Origin of the sequence: Paraburkholderia sp. BR14374, assembly GCF_040948685.1 — a bacterium.
GTDB lineage: Bacteria > Pseudomonadota > Gammaproteobacteria > Burkholderiales > Burkholderiaceae > Paraburkholderia > Paraburkholderia youngii.
The window spans coordinates 23,852-44,839 of the sequence record NZ_JBFPKF010000029.1; the positions used below are offsets into that span (position 1 = coordinate 23,852).

A 20,988-nucleotide genomic window follows, 5' to 3' on the forward strand; every position below is an offset into this window, starting at 1 on the left:
TCCCCTGTGGTCGGATCGGATCTGCATTCTATCCGCCGCCCTAGCGCGGCGGCGCCGCGCGGCCGGTCACGTTCGGCGCGCGCGGGTCGGGACTCATGTAGAGCGCCGTGCCGTTCGCGCGCATGTTGTTGAGTGCGCCGCCCGAGCCGGTCGCGCCACCGGCGCCGAGCCCATACGAGCCACCCGCCGACATGCCCGGCCCCGGCATCGCACTCGGACTGACGCCGGTACCGATGCCCATTGCGCCGCCGGCAGCCGCATTGCCGCTGTCCGCGCCGGTGCCCGCACGAGTTCCGGCTTGGCTGCCGCCAGGATTGCCCAGTTGCTGAGCCTCGACCGTCCCCGCGCCCCCCACCGTCAAAAGCGTCACGAGCAACGCCGACCATACGATCCCACCGGTTGCTGTCTTCATAGCTCCCCCAAGCGCATCGATCCGCCGAGCCACGATATCTATTCTGAGCCGATCGCCCGACCGCTGCAGAAGCGCCGCCCCCGCCCGCGCCCACCGTTTGCCCGTGCGCGTTATGATCGATCGTCACGCCCGAGAACCGCCGATCGCGCACGATGGAGCACGCCTACAGCCACCTTTTGCATCTGCTCGCCGGCCACTCGACGTGGATGCTGGCGGTCGTGTTTCTCGCCGCATTTTTCGAATCCATCGCGGTCATCGGCACCTTCGTTCCCGGCAGCACCGCGATGTTCCTCGCCGGCGCGCTGACCGGCACCGGCTCGCTGAGTCTTGCCTGGGTCTTCGCGTGGGCGATCGTCGGCGCGGTTGCCGGCGACGGCGCCAGCTTCTGGCTCGGCGATCGCTACAAGGAGCGCATTGTCACCCTGTGGCCGTTCCGCGCACACCCCGGCGTACTCGACGCGGGCCAGCGCTTCTTTCTGAAGCATGGCGCGAAGAGCGTCGTGCTCGCCCGCTTCATCGGCCCATTGCGGGCGATCGTGCCGGTCGTGGCGGGCATGATGGGCATGCGGCCGCTGCGCTTCCTCGCGATCAACGTGCTGTCCGCGCTGTTGTGGGCGCCCGCGCACATTCTGCCCGGTGTCGTGTTCGGCGCATCGGTGCTGCTCGCGGGCGCGGTGTCGTTCCGGCTCGTCGTGATCATCGCGATGCTGGTGTGCATCGTGTGGCTCAGCTTTCGCGGCGCGGGGTTCCTCGTATCGCACGCGAATGCGTGGTCGAGCGCGGCGGGCCGTCATCTCGGCAGCTGGGCATGCCGACATCCGGGTCCGCTCGGCCGCATCGCGCGCCGCATGCTCGACCCCGACACGCCCGATGCGACCCATCTGCTCGCGACGTCGCTGATCGTGCTGGTGGCCGGCGCGCTTTTCTTCGGGGTCCTTGAAGACGTCGTCAGCGGCGATCCGTTGACCACCATCGATCTGTCCGTCTATCACTTCCTGCAATCGGTGCGCACGCCGTGGGGCGACACGGTACTCGCGGCGCTCGGGACGCTCGGCAGCGGCATCACGCTGCTCGCGCTGGTCGTCACGGTTGCGCTGTGGATGGTATTGGAGCGGCGCTGGCGCACGATCACCTACTGGCTCGCCGCGGTCGTGTTTTCGCAGCTGCTGATTCTCGGCCTGCAACTCGCGATGCGCCGCGCGCCGCCCAATGAGTTGATGACAGGCCACTTCGTGTTTCCGAGCAATCACGTCGCCGCGACGGTGATCGTCTACGGCTTTCTCGCGTTCCTCCTCGCGCGTCGGGTCGACAAGCTCGAAGGCATGCTGGTTGCCGGAGCGAGCATCATCGTCGTGATCGTGGTCGCGCTCGCGGGCGTGTACTTTGGCCGCTACTGGGTGTCCGACGCGATCGGCGGCGCGGCGCTCGCCTATGTGTGGGTCGCGCTGATCGCGCTGACGGCGATCTGGCGGCATCCGCGGCCGCCGCCGCCGCGCCGTTTCATGCCGCTCGTGGTGCTCGCGGTGGTCGTGCTCAGCGTCGGCCTGCAGCTCGGCGTCGCCATGCCGGCGCCGCCGAACAGCGCGCCGCAACCACCACCCGTGCAGTTCACGCAGGCGCAGTGGAAACACTCCGAGTGGCAGCGGCTGCCGTGCTATCGCTCCGACATGGGCGGCGATCGCAAGGAGCCGCTGACACTGCAATGGGTCTCCGAACCCGCTTCGATCCGCGAGCTACTGCGCGCGCGAGGCTGGGTCGAGGGCACCGACGTGTCCGCGCACAGCCTGCTGTCGCTCGCTTCGCCCGACGTCGCGGCGATGTCGCTGCCGGTGCTGCCGAAGCTGAACAATGGCGTGCCGTCGTCGCTGGTCTTCATGCGGCCGGGCGAATCGCGCGAGGAACGTTACGTGCTTCGTTTCTGGCCGAGCGCCTACGCGGTCGGCAACGGCACCGCCGCGGCGCCGCTGTGGGTCGGCGCATTTGCACACGAGAGGCTGACGCGGCCGTCGTGGCCGCTGAACATTCTGCGCATCGACCGCAATGGAACTCCGATCGACGCGCGCACCAGCCTGGGCGAAGAACTCGGCGCGACGGTCCTCGCGGAAGTCGATTGTCACGGCGTGCCGGTGTCGCTGCTGGTCTCGCCGATGGAATGAGCGTCACATGCAGGCTACTTAGGCAAGCCCCGACTCAACGACTCGATAAAGGAGACAACCGTGGGCCGCTTTTCGACCGAACAACTCGATGATTGCGCAGCGACGTTCGAACGCGACGGCATCGTCGTTCTTCGCCAGCACTTCCCGAAGGCGACGCTGCTCGCATGGCGCGACGCGTTCGCGCCATTGCTGCAACAGCAGATTGCCGCGCGGGCGACCGCCGTGCGTGGCGAAAACCGGCACTACGTCACACTGCCGTTCACGGGGGTCTTCGCCGATCAGTCGATCTTCTGTGATCCGGACGTGCTCGGCATCGTCGAGCGCGTGGCCGGCGACGATCCCGTGATGTGCCAGCTGGCCACCGACACGCCGTTGAACGGCTCGACGTATCAGGAGATTCATCGCGACACACCCGCGCTGTTCGACGGCGAAGCGGAAACCCCGTCGTTCCAGCTCGCGGTCAACTTTCCGTTATGTGAGGTCACGCTCGAGAACGGCCCATTCGAAACGACGCTCGGCACGCATCGGATGCGCTCCGACGACGCGCTGAACGCGTGGCGCGACGGCCACCTGCCGTTGCATGCGATCACGATGGAACTCGGCGACGTGATGATTCGCGACGTGCGCGCGCTCCATCGCGGCACGCCGAACCGGACCGACCTGCCGCGTCCGATGGTCGTGATCGGCTATAGCCGCAACTGGTATTTCCGACCGGAAGTCCACATCGACGTACCCGAAGCCGTCTATGCGCAATTGACGTCACGCGCGAAGCGACTACTGCGCCATATGCCGCGCGTGAGCGAACTCGACAAGGCGGGCGCGCCGGAGCAATACCGGAAATTCGCCTATTGAAGCGGGCTTTCAACTGTCGCATTGATTGGGCAACGATTTGCCGGGCAATCGAATCGCGAATCGCCACGCAATGGTCATAAGCGAAAAGTGCGCCCCGCCTAACGGATATATCAACGCGCGAATCATCCGCGATTTAACATTTAAAGCTCCGTTGCGCAAATGCAACGACACGACGCTATTCCGACGCTGTTCCCGTCGCTATTCGCATCGCTAGCGCGGCAGGTCTTTTTCCACTCGCGCAATTCCTAATAGCACTGGCAGAATGAGCGAAAAAGCGGATAGCGGGAACCGGCGTGGATGGCGGTTTCCGCAATCAAAACGCGGACCCTGATTTTCTATCCAACTGCATGCTTTGGCGCTATCGTCTCATTGCGACCTGACTCGTAGACCAATAGGAGCTCCGTGTGCGGAATCGATTGATGTCTCGCGTGAAGAAAAACCGCCAGTCTGGCGTTCGCAGCCATCGCTCGCGCGTTTTCCGATTGTCGTCGAGTCCGCTTTCCGGCTCATTTTCCAAACTGCTCCCCAGCCTATCGGTTTGCATTAGTGCGCTGGTGCTCGGCAGCTACTCTGCGTATAGCGTCGCCGGGGTTTCCATATTGCGTCCGCCGCGCGAAGCGAGGTCCGACGAACCGCTTGTCGTGACGATCGTCTACACCGGCGACGCACCCTCCGGCACGTCGGTCGACGTGCCTCGCACCTTGAGCGTCACGCTGACCAACGGCGAGGCCCTGCCAAGGGCCGTACTGCTCACCCGCGCATCCGGCGCACCCGAGCATGTCCGGCTAGCGGCCGGCGAGATGAAGGCGGTCAGCTATAGCGCGCCATGGCCCGATTGGGCGCGCGGTGCGCTTCGCATCGACGTGCCTGGCGTCGACGTATCACCTTCGGTAGTCCTGCTCACGCGCATGCCTCGCAACGCGGCGACGGCCAGCGCCGCAACAGCGGCGCCCGCGTCTGCGGCGGCGGTTGCGTCCGCATCCGCACCGGTCGTGAGCGCGCCAGTCGAAGGGCCGATGGCCGGCAACGAGTCGATCGCCGCGCAAGTGCCGCCTTCGACCGTGAAGCCCTCGAATTCCTTGGTGCCGGACCTCGGCACCTTTCTCGTAGGGCGATTTTCGTTCTACCAGCCCACCTACTTCGCCGACGGCTGGGACTCGTCGGAAAGCGGTCTCGCCAAATTCCAGGTCAGCTTCAAATTCCGCTTCGTACTGCCCGATGATCCGCGTTCACGCGGTTTTCTCGACAACCTTTATTTCGCCTACACGCAGACTTCTCTGTGGGATATCCGCGGGCATATGAACCCGTTCTACGATACGAGCTACATGCCCGCTCTTTTCTACTACCTGGAGGACACCGGGTGGAGGACCAGCTGGTTCACCCGGATGGGCATCGAGTCGGGCTACGAGCACGAGTCGAACGGGACCGCCGGTCCCGGGTCGCGTGGCATCGACTATGTCTACATCAAGCCGATCTGGGATTTTGGCGACCTCAACGCCAACCACCTGACCATCGAGCCGAAAATCTACGCCTACACGCACAAACAGGACACGAATTCGGATATCGCCAACTATCGCGGCTATGTCGACCTGCTCGTCAAATACGGCAGCCCGGATGGCTGGCAGCTCGCGACCACGTTGAGAAAGGGCACGAAATCGACCTATGGAAGCGTCGACGTACAATTTACCTACCCGCTTGCCAAGATGTTCGGCAGTGCATGGGGCGGGTATCTGTTTCTAAACTATTTCAACGGCTACGCGGAAGATCTTCTCTCTTACAACCAGCACCGCTGGGCCGCGCGCATTGGCTTCGCCGTGTCGCGCTGACGCATGACGTTGTCCTCTTTGGGCGCCGGGCCAGATGTACTCGGCGCCTTTGCGCGACACGAGTTACATGCAGGACAGCGGTTACGTATGGCTCGGCTTCTTTAGCGGTTATGGCGAGAACATTCTCGACTACAACCAGCATCGCTGGATTGCGCGAATCGGCTATAGCATCACACGCTGATCCGGTATTCGCGGGAGATGCAAGCAAAGGGCCGCCGAGCGGCCCTTTTGCCATTCGAGGACGGCGCACGACGTGCCGTAATACATCGAAAGTCCTGCCGTAATTCTTTCAAAGATTGCCCAGAGCCGATTCCCACCCGGCGGGCAACCCGTCTTGAACCCGCTCGTGAATGCTGTGTGCACGAACAGACGGGCATATCGGTGCGGATTTCTCTAGAGTTGAAGGGTCGCCGGTCCAACCGGCTGGCCACGCCGCGCGCTGACTTTTCCAGCGTCTAATCAAAACCAAGGAAAAACCAATGAAGACCGCTCTCCTTAAAGACCTGTCGACCGTTTCAAACGAGCCAACCGGACTTCTTTTGCATCGGAATAGTGCACCGCTTGCGCTCAAGCACGAAATTCACCCGGAACAGATCCGCGATAGCCTTCCGGCCCGTCAGGGGGGAGTCGGCTTTCTGTTTCACGCGACCGATTGGGAGACCCTTTCATTTTCTTTTCACAACGTTCGCGAACGCAGCGAGTCGTTCGAAGAAGAGTTGTGGAAGACCAAGCCTTTCATCGCATCGCCGATCTATTCGGGCTCGCAGGTGATCGGCGCGAATATCGCCTGCCCGGTGCCGCTCGAAATGTGGCTCGGCAGCCCGCGCGGCATCAAGCGCTTTCGGGCGACGCAATTCTTTCCGGCGCTGGAGCTCGCCAGAAAGGCGGGCTTGAACATGGTCGCGATGGGCGCGTCGACGCCGTACGCATGCAACTACGGGGCGCTGCCCCGGCCTGTCAAGCCGCCTCACATCACGACCGGCCACGCGGCGACCGCGGCGATGCTGAAGGACTGGGCGATGCATTGCTGCGAACAGCTCAGCCTCGAATTCGGCAACACGAAGCTCGCGCTGTTCGGCGCGGCCGGCCGGCTCGGCACGACGGTCGCGAAGTATCTGCTGTACAAGGATGCGCCGAAGGAACTGGTGCTGATCGATCTGCCGGACAAGATCAACCTGCTGACCGATCAGGCGAACGAGCTGCTCGCGTCGGACCTGCTCGGCAAATCGAAAGTCTCGGTGCATACGTTCAGCCCGGACACGCCGCTCCCTGACTTCGACGGCGCGATCCTCGCGAGCAGCACGAGCGTGCCCTACCTGAGCGCCGCCGATCTCAAACGCGCGCAATTCTGGATCGACGATTCGCATCCGCGCGCCGCCAGCGTCGAAGCGGAACTCGCTTCTCGCGGTCATACGCTCTATATTGAATGTTTCGCGCGTGGGCCCGCTGAACTCGACACCGCTTTCCCGTTCAGGCTGCCGTCCACCCGCGACTGCTATACCTGCTTTGCCGAAGGATATTCCGCGTGGCAAGAAGGCATCGCATCCGATTTCATCATCGGTAGCCCGCCCGTGTGGTCGGTCTCTTATACTCATGGTCTTCTGAGGAAGTACGGCTTTTCGGTCGGACCGTTTCACGGCAAGAACGGCGATTCGCTCGCCGAAGGCGTGGAAGCACAGCAATTCAATACGCATGAAATGATGGGTTCCTGATGAACTCGGAGGCCTGATGGCGAGACCGCGCGAAAGCATGCGGGATATGCTGGAAAGAAGCAGGTTCGCGATTCGATGGGGAGGCGCACTCGGCCTCCTGTGTCACCCCATCTATTACATCGTCTGGACCTACATCCTTCCGCAGCCTTACGACAACCTGCTGCTGCGGCTCAGCGCGGCGGCCGTCTGCGTTCCGCTGCTGTTCCAGGCGCGCTGGCCGAGGCGCTACAACCCCGCTCTGCTGATCTACTGGCATTGCTGCCTGATTTACGTGCTGCCGTTCGTCTGCACGTTCCTGACCGTCAGAAACGGCTTCTCCACGATGTGGATGATGACCGAGGTCATGATGATCTTCATTCTGGCGCTGTGTATCGACAACCCGCTGCTGCTGATAACGTGCATCGGTATCGGCGTGTTTTCCGGCGGCCTTGCCGGCGTGTTGAGCTCGCCGACGCCGGTCGTTCTCAGCGCCGAGGACAAGTCCAACCTCGCGCTGCTGCCGGTGGTCGTGCTGTGCAGCATGGCGTTCAGCCACGCGATCAGCAAGGGACGCATCTTCGTCGAAAAGAACCGCGCGTTGCAGGCGCTCGCGGGTTCCATCGCGCACGAGATGCGCAATCCGCTGAGCCAGTTGCGGCACGTGCTCGACCGCGTCGAGGAAGCGTTGCCCTCGGCGAACAAGGCGGGCGCGGCGCCGACGCTCACCGACGGCACGGCTTCGCTGATGTACAACCATCTCGCGCAGGGCCAATTGTCGATCGAGCGCGGCCTGCGCATCATCGCGATGACGCTCGACGAAGTCGCCGCGAAATCGATCCGCCCGGACAGTCTCAGCTACCTGCATGCCGGCGCGACCACGCGCAAGGCGCTCGCCGAATACGGCTTCGACAACGACAAGGAACGCGCGAAGGTGAGCGTCGTCGTCAACCGCGACTTCGTGTTCAAGGTCGACGAGACGGTTTATCTTTTCACGCTGTTCAACCTGATCAAGAACGCGCTGCATCACATCGTCGCGTATCCGCAGGCGACGCTGACATTGACCGTCGATAGCGACTCGGTGATCGTGCGCGACACCGGCCCCGGCATCGCGGCGGAGATCCTGCAGCATCTGTTCGAGCCGTTTCGCACGGCCGGCAACTCGGGCGGCACCGGGCTCGGGCTCGCGTACTGCCAGCGCGCGATGCGCGCGTTCGGCGGCAGCATCGACTGCGAATCGGAACTCGGCAAGTTCACCGCATTCACGCTGCGCTTTCCGCCGGTGGCGGCCGACGAGGTCGCCGAGCACGAGCGGCGCCTGTTCGAACGCGCGATGCCGGCGTTCAAGGGCAAGCGCGTGCTCGTCGTCGACGACGACGCTACGCTGCGCGCCCGCACCCGCCGCCTGCTGACGAAGGCGGGCGCCTATGTCAGCGAGGCGTCGGGCGGCGAGCTTGCGCTCGCCACGCTGCGGCGCGCGCCGCTCTACGACCTCGTGCTGATGGACATCAGCATGCCCGATCTGGACGGCTATGCGACGACCGAGCGCATCCGGGCCGACCGGGACTGCCCGAACCGCAACGTGCTGATCGCCGCCTATACCGCCGAACCGGGCAACGCGGTGCGGCTGCGCGCGCGGCGCGCCGGCATGGACGAGATCATCGGCAAGACGTCGAGTGTGCAGGAGCTGATCACCGCGGTGCAGGCCCTGTTCGACAACGGCGCGCGGCATCAGCCGGGCGAGCTGCCCGATGGCTTCGCCGGCAGAACCTTCGTGATCGCCGACGACGACACCTACAGCCGGCTCGTCGCGAAGGCTTATCTGGAGCGCTGCGGCGCGAGCGTCATCGAGGCCGATCACGGTCAGGCGGTGCTGACCAACCTGCACGAAGACGGCTTCATCGACGCGATCCTGATGGACGTGAACATGCCGGGCATGAACGGCATCGAGACGACGAAGTCGATTCGCGCGCGCACCGATGCCTACGCGACGCTGCCTGTCATCGCGCTGACCAGTCACACCGATCCCGCAGCGGTGCAGGCCTGCCTTGCCGCCGGGATGAACGAGGTGTTGATCAAGCCGGTGCAAGCCGGCTCGCTGTACGCATGTCTCGCACGGCAGTTCGGCACACGCGGCGCGCCGATTGCGGACGCTCCGTCTTCACAACGAATCACGAAAACCGCGGGCGAAAGCGCGCAAACGGATTTTGCGGCGACGCCAGTGACATTGGCCCCCACTGCGAGCGCGCACGCGGCCACCCCCATCGCTGAAGAAAGCCTGCTCGACGAACCGCACCTGGAAGAACTGGTCTCCCTCGATCTGCTCGACGAATCGTTCCTGAACGGCATCGAACAGATCCGCTCGCTCGTCGCGCGGCTCGCGGCAAACAGCGCGGCTGTCGATATCAAGGCGACGCACGCGAGCTTGCATGCGCTGCTTGGCGTCAGCGGCAACATCGGCGCGAAGGCACTGCATCGCTACGCACGACAGATCTATCCACGCGTGATCGGCGGTGAGTGGCCGGTGGAAACTGACTGGCTCGTCCAGATCCGCACGCTGGGCGCGCGCTCGACCGACGCGTTGCAGCGATATTACGCGTCGGCGAAAGGCCCGCGCGACCATCGCGATGCACTGAGCGATTGAGCGCGCGCACCGCCGCCGTCAGAACTTGTGCAGCACGCCGATCGCAACCGCCAGCTGGTTCGCGCCGGTCTTCACGGTCGTCGTCGCGACCGAAGTCGCCCATCCCGTCGCACTCAGCGCGGCCTTCGAGCTGTTGATCACATAGGTGATGTCGGTGTACAGCGCGGTGCGCTTCGACAGCCAGTAGTCCGCGTTGACGCCGGTGCTCAATGCGTGCGCGTCGACGTGGCGATACGCGTGGTAGTAAGTCGCGGCTGCGAGGTCCAGCGCCGGCGTCGCCTTGTAGCGCACGCCCGCGAACGCCATCGACTGCGGCGGCGATGCGGTGAGCGTCGACGGGACATCGTTCAGCAGCAATTCGTAGCCGCCGTACAGCGTCGCCTTGCCGATCGCATACGAACCGCCGGCCACGTAGCGCCGCTCGCTATCGCCCGATGTCGCGATCACCGAGCCTTGGCGCTGCTCGTACACGAACGTCAGATTCAGCGGCCCCTGCACGTAGCGTCCACCGATGTCGTACTGCTTGCCGACGCGGAACGAGCCCGCCACCGGCACATTGGAGGCGACTGCGTCATAGCCGAAGCTGTAGAGCGCGTTCAGTTCGAACGGTCCCACATGGCCGAGATACGACACCGCGTTATCCGCGCGACCGACGAACTGCGCGTCCTGCGCGGAAAGGCCGTAACTGGAATAACCGAGCGGGTCGAGCGCGAGGAAGTAGCGGTACATCGGCGTCATCTGCCGGCCGAGCATCATCGCGCCGTAGCGGTCCGATTCAAGTCCGACGAACGCTTGCCGGCCGAACAGCCGGCCGCCTTGCTGCAGCGCGCCGGTGTTCATCGCCATGCCCGATTCGAGCGTGAAAATCGCCCGCAGTCCGTTGCCGAGATCTTCCTTGCCGGTAAAACCCCAACGCGAATTCTGCCGGTTGCCGGTGCCGAGCGCGACCTGGGTGCCAGACGATCCCTGCGGCGTGACAGCGTGAGTCACGTAAGTCACCCCTGAGTCGACGATGCCGTACAGCGTGACCGACGACTGCGCATGCGCCGCGCCGCTGATGCCGATACCAATACCCCATGCAAAAAGGACCTTCGACGGCCTGGCGAGAGGCTTGTGCTTCACCATGTGTCTCCTGCTGGAAATTGAGTTGTTTTGTGCTGCGAAAGCGTGATTGTTCGGTCTCTGTGGTCGCGGTAGCCGGCGCGTGGCCGCGGCGGCTACCGGAGAGAGTCGGTCATTCGCGTGCGATGTGCGGATTGACGAAGAACATCGCGACGACCGCGATAGCGGGTCCGATCGCGAGCGTGATGAGCGCGAGCATGAATGAATGACTCGCGCCATACAGCGAGCCGACCACCATCGGCGACACCGCGCTGCCGGACTGCCAGATCGCATTGGTCCAGCCGGCGCTCGCGCCGGCGAGGCGCTTGCCGGACGCGTCGCTGACCTGTGCCATCAGCACCGGCAGATAGCCGAACGAGAACGCCCCGAGGATCGGCGCGATCAGATAGAACTGATGCGCGGTCGAGCAGTAGCCGAACACCAGCAGCGCGATCGTGAACGCGATCAGGCAGCCGATCGACATCATCCGCCGCGACACGCCGGGCAGATCGGAGATCCAGCCGAGCGTCGGCTTCGCGATCACCGCGCCGATGCCGAACGACGCGACGATCGATCCGGCGACGATCGGCGCAATGCCGTATTGGCGCGTCATCAGTGCGTTGCCCCATGCAGCGAAGCCGACGGTCGCCCACAAGCCGCCGCAGCCCGCGATCGACAGCGCGATCAGGTTCCGGTTGCGCAACAGGCCGAGCATGTCCTGCAGGCTGTTGCGCGCGGGCTTCGCTTCGTTCGACGGCCGGTTCTTCAGCAGCAGCAACGTGACGATGCCCCACGCGAACGTGACGATGCCGAGCATATGGAACGCGTTCGACCAGCCGTGCCGCGCTGAGAACGACGGCACGACCGCGTTCGCGATCACGACGGCGAGCGACGTCGCGGTCGTGTAGAGGCCCATTGCGCGGCCCCGGTCGCGCTTGAACCATGCGGGAATGATCTTCATGCCGGCCGAGTAGTCGGCGCCCGCCGCGAAACCCATCGCCGCCTGAATCACGATGCCGAAGGCGAGCGAATGCGTATAGCCGAACGTGAAGGTGAGCACGCCGAGCGGCAGCAGCGCGAGCGTGAGCATCGCGCGACCGCCGAGCAGATCGGTCAGCATGCCGCCGACCACATTCGCAAGCACATAGCCCGCGTAGAACGCGGTCACGAACGCACCGAGCATCGACACGCTGATGCCGAGCGACGCGCCGACCGGCGCGGCCACCGTGCTCCACGCCACGCGGACCACATAGCTGAGCAGAAACGCGGCCCAGACGATGAACAGCGCGACCCAGCGATACGGGTTCGTGTCGGCGCTGCTCGCCTCCCGTGCGCCGTTCGTGGCCCCGACGTTCGCGGACATGCCCGCCGACGACGCCAGATTCTTCTCCATGACTCCTCCAATGCCGGGCGTGCCAGCGGCCGCCCGTTTTCTTTCTTTCTGATGGATAGGGCGCCGGCCGCCTGCTGCGACCGGCGCCGGCGAATGCCGTTACAGATCGAGCACCAGCACCCTCGACCTCGCGCGTGAACAGCACGGCAGGAACTGATCGTTGCGGGCCTGCTCCTCGGGCGACAGGTACAGATCCCGGTGGTCGGGTTCGCCTTCGAGCACCCGCGTGATGCAGGTGCCGCAGATGCCCTGCTCGCACGACACCGGCACGTCGACGCCCGCCGCCGCGAGCGCCTGCGTGACCGTGCAATCGGCCGCAATCGACACGACGCGGCCCGAGCGCGCGAGCCGCACGTCGAACGAGCCGCCGTCGCCGGCAGGTTGCGCCGCCGCGAAGTATTCGTAATGCAGACGATCGTCGCTCCAGCCGAGCGAGCGCGCCGTATCGAGCACCGCGTTCATGAAGCCCTGCGGGCCACACACGTACAGATGCCGGTCCACGCCGCCCGTCAGCAGTGCGTTCAGATCGAGCATGCCGTGCTCGTCGTCGAAGTGGTATTGCACGTTGTCCGCCCACGACGACGCGGCGATTCGCTCGACGAACGCCGCACGGCTCTTCGAGCGCGCGCAGTAATGCATGTCGAACGCCGCGCCCATCGCTGCCAGCTGCTCCGCCATGCAGAGAATCGGCGTGACGCCAATGCCGCCCGCGAGCAATAGCGGCTTCGCGTCATGGCGGGCGAGCGGGAAATGATTGCGCGGCACGCCGATGCGGAGCGCGTCGCCTTCGTTCACCGCGTCGTGCATGCGCAGCGAGCCGCCGCGCGAATCGGCGTCGCGCAACACCGCGATCTGATACCGGTGACGCTCGTGAGGCGCGTTGCACAGCGAGTACTGCCGCACCGGCCCGCCGGGCACGTAGACGTCGATGTGCGCGCCCGCCTCGAACGGCGGCAGCTCGCGGCCGTCGACATCGACGAACTCGAAGCCGGCGATCCCGTCGGCTTCGTCGCGCCGTGCGGCGACCCGCACCATCAGCGTGGAATCGGTCATGTTCATGCCACCTCTCCTCCGCTCACATCGCCGACAGGCCGCCGTCGACCATCAGCGTCGTGCCGGTGATGTACGATGCCTCGTCGCTCGCGAACCACAGGATCGGCCATGCGATCTCTTCGGGCGACGCCCAGCGGCCGATCAGCGACGTGTCCTGGCGCTGCGTCTTCAGCACTTCGACGCTCTTGCCCGCTGCAATGGCGCGGTTCACGTGGAATCCGGTCAGCGTCGAACCGGGGCATATCGCGTTCACGCGCACGCCGTTCGCGGTCTCCTCGAACGCGAGGGTGCGGGTCATCGCCAGCATGCCGGCCTTGGTCGCGTCGTACAGGCCCATGCCCTTGCGGCCGGTCACCGCATAGCACGACGATACGTTGACGATACTCGCGCGACCCGCGCGACGCAGGAACGGCAGCGCCGCCCTGCAATAGTTCGACGTGCCGACCAGATTGACCGACACCATCGCCTGCCACTCGGCCGGCGTCGCGTCGGCGAGCGCGCTGTAGTTGCGCATCGCCGCGTTGTTCACCAGCACGTCGAGCCGGCCGAACGAAGCGGCGGCGAACTGCACCGCGCGCACCGCATCGGCGTCATCCGACACGTCGGCCGGGAACGTCTCGACACGCGCCGACGTGTCAGCCTCCTTCAGTTCTTCAGCGACGCGCGCGAGCGCCTCTGGATTCGCGTCGACGAGCACTACCGCAGCGCCCTGGGCGCAGAACACGCGCGCGGTCGCGGCGCCGATGCCGCCTCCGCCGCCAGTGATCAGCGCGACCTTGTCTTCGAGTCTTTTACGTTGCTGCATTGCTTGCCGGCGCGCAGCCGGCCTCCTTTTGCGGAATGGGCAGAAGGTCCAGTCGGACCAGACGACGACACGAGGGGGCGGCGCGAAGCCCGGCCCCGCCGCGCATCAGATCGTGTAGATCGGTTGGTCTTTGCCGTCGTGCAGATGGATCACCGCCCATTCCTGTGGCTTCTGATCGCGCGGCAGCAAGACGCCGGCAGCGCGCACGCGCTGCTGGTCCGCGTCGATCGCGGGCGGATCGGTGTCGGGCACCAGCGCCGTGGCCGCCTCGTACATCATGCGGCGCGCCATCACGATCGCGCGGTCGGTCGGCAACAGCTTTTCCTTGCTGTGGTCCTGGATCGGACCCATGCTTTCCTGCAGCGACGCGTCCTGCATCGCGAAGCCGAACACGCCCGAGTACGCGCGCTTTTCCTTCTGCGCCTTGCGGTCGATCAGGTAGTCGTTGTCCTTGTTCGCCTTCGGACGGAACGAGCCACCCTCCTCGTACTCGCAGTGAATGCCCTTGCCGGCGTTCAGGTCGGCGAGTTCCTGCTCGTCGAGCGGACGGTCCGGGCGGAAGTTGATGCTCCACGCCCAGCAGTTGTGATCGTCGATCGGCACCCACACGTGGCCCGCGAGCGAGTGGTCGCCGAACGGCGGGATCAGCGTGTACCACGGGAACAGCCACTGCGTGACGCGCCAGTAGTACGAATCCGGCTCGCCGTTGCGGCGGCCGAACAGCGTGAGGCCGAACGGCTGCTTCTCGATCTCGAAGATCACGTTGCCGTCCGCCTTGATGTAGTCGAGCGCCTTCGTGCCTTGGTGCATCGGGTCATCGTCGACTTCGTAGCGGTGCACATACGACACGTGGCTCGTGTCGATGCCGCCTTCCATCGCCTGCAGGTAGTTCGATTCCTGCAGCCGCTTCGACACGAACACGTGGCTGTCCGGCAGGTTGCACCACTCGAGATCCGGCGGCGCGGGCTGACGGTCCTTCGGCCCCATGTACGCCCACACGATGCCCGCGCGTTCGATGCACGGATACGCGGTGATGCCCATGTGCTTGCACGCCTGCGGTGCGGACGGCACTTCGACGCAGTTGCCGTTGCGGTCGAACTTGAGACCGTGATACGAGCAGCGAATGCCGTTCTCTTCATTGCGGCCGAAGTACAGCGACACGCCGCGGTGCGAGCAGAACTCGTCGATCAGCGCGGGCTGGCCCTCGGAATCGCGAAAGGCCAGCAGCTTTTCGCCGAGGATCTGCACGCGCACCGGCGGGCAATCGGGCTCCGCGATTTCGCTCGCGAGCAGCACCGGCACCCAGTAGCGGCGCATCAGATTGCCCATCGCCGTGCCCGGGCCAGTGCGAACCAGCGTCTCCGACATGTTCTTGTCCATAATTCCTCCGAATCCGGTTGTCCATTGTATGAGAATGTGGTCTCATTGTACGGACAGATTGATGTGAGTCAAGTTCGTGCTGATAGGGACTTTCACTACAATGTGCAATCGATGCGGACCGTCGCGGAAAGGAAATTTCAAATGGAAGAAAAAAAGCCGCACGAAAATGTGCGCGCAGTCGAACGAGCGCTAGAAATTCTTCTGGCGTTCCGACCGGGGGACAAGGAATTGACCGTCGCGGAGTTGCTGACCCGCGTGGACCTGAGCCGGCCGACGCTGTACCGGCTGCTGAATACGCTCGAGCAGAACGGCTTTCTCGCGTCGTCGGGCGAGCCGCAGCGCTTCAGGCTCGGCAGTTCGGTCGCGCAAGTCGCGCACGCGTGGATGGCGAACAATACGATCGCGCAGCTCGCGCAGCCGATGCTGCGCGAGCTTTGGGAAGCGACCTCGGAGACGGTCGCGTTGTTCGTGCCGGAGGGGACCTACCGGATTTGCGTCGCCGAACTGGAAAGTCCGCAGCCGCTTAGTTTCCGGCGCGGAGTCGGCTATCGCGAGAAGCTCGTGCTCGGCGCGAGCGGCCGCACGATTCTTTCGCAGATGCCGCTGTCAGAGGACGATCTGCGGCGCTACCTGACCGATCCGAATCAGGACGTCGCGGCGCTCGCCGCCGATCTCGATGCGGTCCGCGCGAAGGGCTTCGGCACCAGCCATCACGAGCTGATCGCCGGCGCAGTCGCGGTGGCCGCGCCGTTCTTCAACGGTGCGAACCAGGTGGCGGGTTCGGTGTGCATCTTCGGGCCGAGCGTGCGGGTAACCGACGAGCGCATCGCGCACTTCGCGGCGTTGCTCAAGCGAGAGGTGGGCAATCTGTCGCGCGCGCTGGGGCATCAAGGGGAAACGGGACGAGTGCCGGTCGCGACGCGCCGGTGAAATCGGCATCGAAGATATTGGCCAACGCGGGGAGTATCGGCGGCGAAGTCGACGCTCGGTTCAGGCGCCGGCTGACTCAGCGCTGACGCCGAAACTCATGCGTCGGACTGCACGCCAATGACGCGCCGCGCGAGCGCCGAATATGCAAGTGGCTCGAAACGTTCGAGCCCATCCTTGACGGCAGCGATGTCGTTATTTCTGGCTTGCTGCTCCATCTGTGCGCAAGCAGTCGCTAGTTCGGTTTCCTGAATCATCGCGAAAGATCCGCGTACCGCATGAAGTTGGGCGAGCACCGTTTTCATATCCCCAAGTTCAATGGCGGCATGCAGTTCCCGAAGCGAATCCTTCAGCGCCTGAGTCATCGCGGCGTGGATGTGCTCGGGCAATGGCCCTTGCGAGATATCGCGCCTCGCCACGGTGTCGTTCGCGGGACGCCTGGCCGCCTCGTCGACCAGCCGCCGCACCGTCGCGTCCATCGTGTCGAGCAGGACAGGCTTGAGCAGGACCTCGTCGATTCCCGCATTCGTGCATCGCGCGCGCTCTTCTGCCGCGACGTGCGCGGTAATCGCGATGATCGGCACCGTCGCGCTTTGGGCACGCAGGCACCGCGCGAGCGCGTATCCGTCCATCCCCGGCATATTGATGTCGGTCATCACCAGATCGTAGTGCCGCTCGTTGAAGCGCCGCAATGCCGCCCCGCCGCTATCGGCCATTTCGGCCTCGTACCCCAGCGTAGCGAGTTGCGCGACGAGCAACTCCCGGTTGGCGAACTGATCGTCGACGACGAGGATGTGAATGGCCTGTGTGTCGATCTCGGTGGATTTCGGTTCGGCTTTGGTATGCCCTGGGGCGCTGACCGGGGTGGCTGCACTCACCGGAATGGGCAAGGTCACGATGAAGGTGCTTCCGGTATTCAACTCGCTCTTCACCCAGATCGTGCCATGCATTAATTCAGTCAGGCGCAGACAGAGCGCGAGTCCGAGGCCTGTTCCGCCGTAGCGCCTTGCAATCGACGAATCGGCCTGTGTAAAAGCATGAAATAGCGTCTCCTGCTGCTGCGGGGTCATGCCGATGCCGGTGTCGCTGACGCCGATCACGATCGGAGAATCGGCGGCCGTGTCGTCCTTCAGGTAGACCTCTAGCAGTACATCGCCCGTGGCGGTGAATTTGATGGCGTTACTGACCAGGTTGATCGCGATCTGCCGGATTCTCGTCGGGTCACCGAGATAGTGCGGCGCGAGCGCATCGTCTATCACGCAGTCGAACTCGAGTCCCTTCGCCTGCGCGACTGGTTCGAACATCGCGGCCACCTCACGAATCACCTGAGCGAGATCGAAGCTGATCGACTCGAGCGTCATCTGCCCCGACTCTACCTTCGAAAAATCGAGGATGTCGTTGATGATGCCGAGCAGCGCAGTGGACGACGACGTGACAACCCCTACCCGCTCCTCCTGCAACGGCGACAACGGCGAGCGTCCGAGCAATTCGAGGTTGCCGAGAATGGCATTGAGCGGCGTGCGTATTTCGTGGCTCATCATCGCGAGGAACGCCGACTTCGCCTGATTGGCGGCGTCCGCCGCGGCACGCGCTTCGTCGAGCTTGCGTTCGGTGTTCTTCAGCGTCGTGATGTCGGAAAAACTGCAAAGCAACACGTCTTTCCCGCGATATTTGGTGCGAACCATGCTCACCAGCAGGTCGTCCACGCGGCCATCGGCCAGCCTGAGCGGCATCTCCAGATCGGACTGCCACGCGGGAGCGCCGGGGCTGTGGTCATAGAGAGCGAGCAAACGCTCGTGCAAGCGTGGTTCGTCCGGATGCGTGTTCAGCTCGTAGCTACGCATCAGGTTGCTCTGCAACAGAATTTCGCCCTGTTCGAAAGACAGCAGCGCGAACCCGGACGGCGCGGCGGCAACCATCGCGCGATTCAAGGCCTCACTTTCGAATACTCGTTGCGAACGCTCGTAGTCGGGCTTGAAGAGCTTGTGATCGAGCATCAGCAAAAGCAGCCACATGAAACCCAGCACTAGCAGCATCACCGAGATGTAAGTGGCGAGGCGGGGCCCTAAGTCGCGCAGAATCGTGCGCCATGTGAATGCATAAACGACTGTCCAGCCGGTGTTCGTGACTTCCTCAGTGGCCATGAACAGTCCATTTCGATGACTACGGTTTCCTGCTGTGCGCTCCGCCGCTCGCGGACGGGAATCGAGAATGCGTTGCCTCAGGGCGGCGCCGGTACCTGGCTTGGCCGTGCTGAGGATCACGTTACCGGCGGAATCGAGCAGCAGCGTTTGCTCATCGTAGCGCCCCCCGGCAAGCTTTTCGATTAGGGAACCCAAGTAAATCTTTCGGACAGCCACGAGGAATATCTTCCCCTCGCTAAAAGCCGGCATAACAAGTCGGATAGCGGGCTGGTCGCTCAAAGGATCGGTGACTGGGGGAAACCAGGATTCTCCGCCGCCCTCACGCAACCGTTCGACCACCGTTGGGTCTGTCAAATCGCCTATGTCCGGTGCAATGCGGTCGAGAAGCTCATGGACGTCTTTCGCGCCGCTCTGCTTGAACGGGTCGCCGGGTATCGGTGCAGGAAGAATTCCGACGAAGTGCCGATCAGGCGAATAGAAATACCCTGACACCGCATTGATCTGCACCTTGGCCCAGGGCCCGACACGATACTCAAAATCAACGCCGAGCGCGAGATACGGTGCGAAATCCGATGCGGGCCGCGACGGACCAATATCGCCGAGCATCATCACTGGGTCAAAATTCGCGTGCCTTTGTAGAACGACTCGTCCATGCTGTGCGGCAAATTCGTCGATGAGTGCTTTGGGTGGAGGCTCTCGTGTGCCCCATGTCGATTCTTCGTGCAGGATCGCGGCTCTCAGCGTTCGTTCCCGCTCGAGAATCTCCAACTGCAGGTGGGCCTGCCGAAGAGAGAAGTCCCTATAGAGATCTTCTATGTAGTCCGCAACCGCCGATTGCAGCAAGACGCCGTTCAGTAGCACCACCACAAACGTGATGACAACGCCCGCCCCCATGACGAGCGTCCGCTGATAGCGGTTGAGCCTGCTCGGCTCATCAACGTGTGCGCCGACGCCGGGCGTGTGAGTCACGCGCTCATGTCCACTGGAATCTGTGCTTTTTGATGGCATGGCGTACCGGATCCGGGACCACGGGGGATGATTTCAGCATCATACGGCCAATCTGAGTCGTTGGGCGTTTGAAGCCGCCCAACCCGCGTTCATGCAGCCGACGACTGCCGTATATATGCAAGAGACAGCCTTATCCAGAGAGCGGCGCCATGTAGCGACGCATTGCGGCTACACGACAAGGGGGAACTCTGCCGGTATAAAAAAACACGGTCTGCCGTGACCGGCAAGACCGTGCAATTTCCATCATCTAGCCATGTGCCAACCGGTTTGCTGGTTTGTCATAACGCGGATATCAGAACTCGTAGCCAACCTGGGCACGCACGCCAGCATCACCCGTCGACGTGACCGATACGGCGCCGTTCATCAGCCACTTACCGTTACGTGAACGGTACGTCGCTCCTACTGCCGCAGCACTTCCCCCCTTATAGGTAGCCCCACCGGCCGCGACTATCGTGCGCCCGGGACCGGACGGCGTCATGTTCGGCATAGCCATTGCCGCTGCGATACCGGCGTAAGCGTTCTTGGCAACATCGTTGATCGCCTGGTTGGTCTGGTTAAACAGCTGGTCGCTATAGTTGTTGGCCTGCTGCACGCCCTGTGCGACCGAACTGTTCATCTGACCGACATTGACCGCATCCGTGTCCGCCGTACCCGCTGCGACGTTGGTGATCTGACGCTGCTGCGTGGCCGAACCCACCGACACCGAGTTGTCACGCTCCGTCACCGAACCTTGACCCAACGCCACCGAGTTCGCATGATCCGCCTGCGAGCCCGTCCCAATCGCCGTCGAGTTGGCGCCGGTAGCGGCTGCGCTGGCGCCGACTGCCACAGCGTTGTCTGCTGCCGCGCTGGCGTTTGCGCCAACCACTGTGGCGTAGTTGCCCGAGGCTGCAGCACCCGCTCCGGCCGCCGTACTGCCCACACCGGTACCCGGCGTCGCTGCATTGACCACTGGGTCACTACCGCTGCCCGACATCGAAACTTCCGTGGCATTGAAGTACGGACTGCCCGGCTGGATGTTCGACATCTGGCTACCGAGATCCAACACCTGTCCGTTGAGGTCCGTCACCTGGTCCTGCAACGCCGACAGCTGGCCGAAGTTCACAGCATCGTACTGGCTTGTGCCGTTGGCCACATTGGTCAGGATCACCGGACCCGCGCTCAGGCCTCCGCCCAGCATCACGGAACCGAGGTTCACCGAGCCGTCGGCGTAACGGTCATACTGCACCGCGCCCGACAGTTGCGTTCCGACATCGCCCACCTGGCTTTGCAGCTTCGTGATATCCGTCTTGTTCTGCGTGACGCGGCCATCCAGATCCGTGATGTCCGAGGCGTTCTTCGCCACACCCTGATTCGTCGCATACAGCTGCGAGCCGTTCACCGCTTCGCTGCTCGTCGCCGACAGCGTCCCGGCCTTCACGCCCGACAGCGTGCGAACGCCGTCCGTGCCCGAGAAGTCAACCATCGCGCCGGCCTTGTCCTTCGCCACCGTGATCGCGTTCGTGCCCGCGTCCTGCTGCACCAGGCCCACCACACCGCTGCTCAAGTCATTCGCGATGTTCTGCATCGAACCCTCGACGTTCGTCACCCGGTTGTCGA

The 20,988-nt window shown here is 63.8% G+C and carries 15 protein-coding genes; 7 read left to right on the forward strand and 8 right to left on the reverse strand.

The window, feature by feature from the left end; all coding sequences use genetic code 11:
* Nucleotides 1–40 precede the first annotated feature (40 nt).
* Complete coding sequence (locus tag AB3X86_RS34700) at nt 41–412, reverse strand: hypothetical protein (RefSeq protein ID WP_368599448.1); 372 nt, start codon at nt 410–412, stop codon at nt 41–43.
* 152 nt (nt 413–564) lie between these two features.
* On the opposite strand from AB3X86_RS34700, the gene AB3X86_RS34705 reads away from it, so the two are divergent.
* From AB3X86_RS34705 to AB3X86_RS34730, 6 genes are all read left to right on the forward strand, one after another.
* Nucleotides 565–2,568 carry a VTT domain-containing protein gene (locus AB3X86_RS34705; RefSeq protein WP_368599449.1) on the forward strand — a complete coding sequence of 668 codons (2,004 nt, stop codon included), beginning with the start codon at nt 565–567 and terminating at the stop codon, nt 2,566–2,568.
* A gap of 60 nt (nt 2,569–2,628) precedes the next feature.
* The gene (locus AB3X86_RS34710; protein WP_368599450.1) at nt 2,629–3,420 is read left to right on the forward strand and encodes a phytanoyl-CoA dioxygenase family protein; all 792 of its coding nucleotides are present in this window, start codon (nt 2,629–2,631) and stop codon (nt 3,418–3,420) included.
* 641 nt (nt 3,421–4,061) lie between these two features.
* The gene (locus tag AB3X86_RS34715; RefSeq protein WP_368599451.1) at nt 4,062–5,246 is read left to right on the forward strand and encodes a phospholipase A; all 1,185 of its coding nucleotides are present in this window, start codon (nt 4,062–4,064) and stop codon (nt 5,244–5,246) included.
* A 34-nt stretch (nt 5,247–5,280) separates the two neighbouring features.
* Nucleotides 5,281–5,427 carry a hypothetical protein gene (locus tag AB3X86_RS34720; RefSeq protein WP_368599452.1) on the forward strand — a complete coding sequence of 49 codons (147 nt, stop codon included), beginning with the start codon at nt 5,281–5,283 and terminating at the stop codon, nt 5,425–5,427.
* 298 nt (nt 5,428–5,725) lie between these two features.
* The gene (locus tag AB3X86_RS34725; protein ID WP_368599453.1) at nt 5,726–6,958 is read left to right on the forward strand and encodes a hypothetical protein; all 1,233 of its coding nucleotides are present in this window, start codon (nt 5,726–5,728) and stop codon (nt 6,956–6,958) included.
* Nucleotides 6,959–6,974: 16 nt separating this feature from the next.
* On the forward strand, nt 6,975–9,578 hold the full coding sequence (locus tag AB3X86_RS34730; RefSeq protein WP_368599454.1) for a response regulator: 2,604 nt from the start codon (nt 6,975–6,977) through the stop codon (nt 9,576–9,578).
* A gap of 18 nt (nt 9,579–9,596) precedes the next feature.
* On the opposite strand, the gene AB3X86_RS34735 is transcribed toward AB3X86_RS34730, so the two are convergent.
* The 5 genes from AB3X86_RS34735 to AB3X86_RS34755 all read right to left on the reverse strand — a co-directional run bounded on the left by AB3X86_RS34735 (nt 9,597) and on the right by AB3X86_RS34755 (nt 15,310).
* A complete protein-coding gene (locus AB3X86_RS34735) occupies nt 9,597–10,703 on the reverse strand; it encodes a porin (RefSeq protein ID WP_368599455.1) in 1,107 nt (368 codons plus the stop codon).
* A gap of 109 nt (nt 10,704–10,812) precedes the next feature.
* Nucleotides 10,813–12,072, reverse strand: a complete 1,260-nt coding sequence (locus tag AB3X86_RS34740; protein WP_368599456.1) for a nitrate/nitrite transporter — start codon at nt 12,070–12,072, stop codon at nt 10,813–10,815.
* A 99-nt stretch (nt 12,073–12,171) separates the two neighbouring features.
* The gene (locus tag AB3X86_RS34745; RefSeq protein WP_368599457.1) at nt 12,172–13,131 is read right to left on the reverse strand and encodes a 2Fe-2S iron-sulfur cluster-binding protein; all 960 of its coding nucleotides are present in this window, start codon (nt 13,129–13,131) and stop codon (nt 12,172–12,174) included.
* 16 nt (nt 13,132–13,147) lie between these two features.
* On the reverse strand, nt 13,148–13,930 hold the full coding sequence (locus AB3X86_RS34750) for an SDR family NAD(P)-dependent oxidoreductase (RefSeq protein WP_176126051.1): 783 nt from the start codon (nt 13,928–13,930) through the stop codon (nt 13,148–13,150).
* A gap of 105 nt (nt 13,931–14,035) precedes the next feature.
* Nucleotides 14,036–15,310: an aromatic ring-hydroxylating dioxygenase subunit alpha gene (locus tag AB3X86_RS34755; protein ID WP_176385139.1), complete on the reverse strand. Its 1,275-nt coding sequence runs from the start codon at nt 15,308–15,310 to the stop codon at nt 14,036–14,038.
* A gap of 141 nt (nt 15,311–15,451) precedes the next feature.
* On the opposite strand from AB3X86_RS34755, the gene AB3X86_RS34760 reads away from it, so the two are divergent.
* Nucleotides 15,452–16,240, forward strand: coding sequence for an IclR family transcriptional regulator (locus tag AB3X86_RS34760; protein WP_368599458.1), 789 nt, complete (start codon nt 15,452–15,454; stop codon nt 16,238–16,240).
* Between the two features lie 95 nt (nt 16,241–16,335).
* Here AB3X86_RS34760 and AB3X86_RS34765 read toward each other — a convergent pair whose 3' ends face one another.
* Complete coding sequence (locus AB3X86_RS34765) at nt 16,336–19,350, reverse strand: ATP-binding protein (RefSeq protein ID WP_368599459.1); 3,015 nt, start codon at nt 19,348–19,350, stop codon at nt 16,336–16,338.
* Nucleotides 19,351–19,681: 331 nt separating this feature from the next.
* Nucleotides 19,682–20,956, reverse strand: coding sequence for a YadA family autotransporter adhesin (locus AB3X86_RS34770; RefSeq protein WP_368599460.1), 1,275 nt, complete (start codon nt 20,954–20,956; stop codon nt 19,682–19,684).
* Nucleotides 20,957–20,988: the final 32 nt, after the last annotated feature.

Coding starts and splice junctions, on each gene's coding strand:
- AB3X86_RS34700 (WP_368599448.1), bottom strand. CDS start 412: ATGAAGACAGCAACCGGTGGGATCGTATGGTCGGCGTTGCTCGTGACG.
- AB3X86_RS34705 (WP_368599449.1), top strand. CDS start 565: ATGGAGCACGCCTACAGCCACCTTTTGCATCTGCTCGCCGGCCACTCG.
- AB3X86_RS34720 (WP_368599452.1), top strand. CDS start 5,281: ATGTACTCGGCGCCTTTGCGCGACACGAGTTACATGCAGGACAGCGGT.
- AB3X86_RS34725 (WP_368599453.1), top strand. CDS start 5,726: ATGAAGACCGCTCTCCTTAAAGACCTGTCGACCGTTTCAAACGAGCCA.
- AB3X86_RS34730 (WP_368599454.1), top strand. CDS start 6,975: ATGGCGAGACCGCGCGAAAGCATGCGGGATATGCTGGAAAGAAGCAGG.
- AB3X86_RS34735 (WP_368599455.1), bottom strand. CDS start 10,703: ATGGTGAAGCACAAGCCTCTCGCCAGGCCGTCGAAGGTCCTTTTTGCA.
- AB3X86_RS34740 (WP_368599456.1), bottom strand. CDS start 12,072: ATGGAGAAGAATCTGGCGTCGTCGGCGGGCATGTCCGCGAACGTCGGG.
- AB3X86_RS34745 (WP_368599457.1), bottom strand. CDS start 13,131: ATGAACATGACCGATTCCACGCTGATGGTGCGGGTCGCCGCACGGCGC.
- AB3X86_RS34750 (WP_176126051.1), bottom strand. CDS start 13,930: ATGCAGCAACGTAAAAGACTCGAAGACAAGGTCGCGCTGATCACTGGC.
- AB3X86_RS34755 (WP_176385139.1), bottom strand. CDS start 15,310: ATGGACAAGAACATGTCGGAGACGCTGGTTCGCACTGGCCCGGGCACG.
- AB3X86_RS34760 (WP_368599458.1), top strand. CDS start 15,452: ATGGAAGAAAAAAAGCCGCACGAAAATGTGCGCGCAGTCGAACGAGCG.
- AB3X86_RS34770 (WP_368599460.1), bottom strand. CDS start 20,956: ATGCAGAACATCGCGAATGACTTGAGCAGCGGTGTGGTGGGCCTGGTG.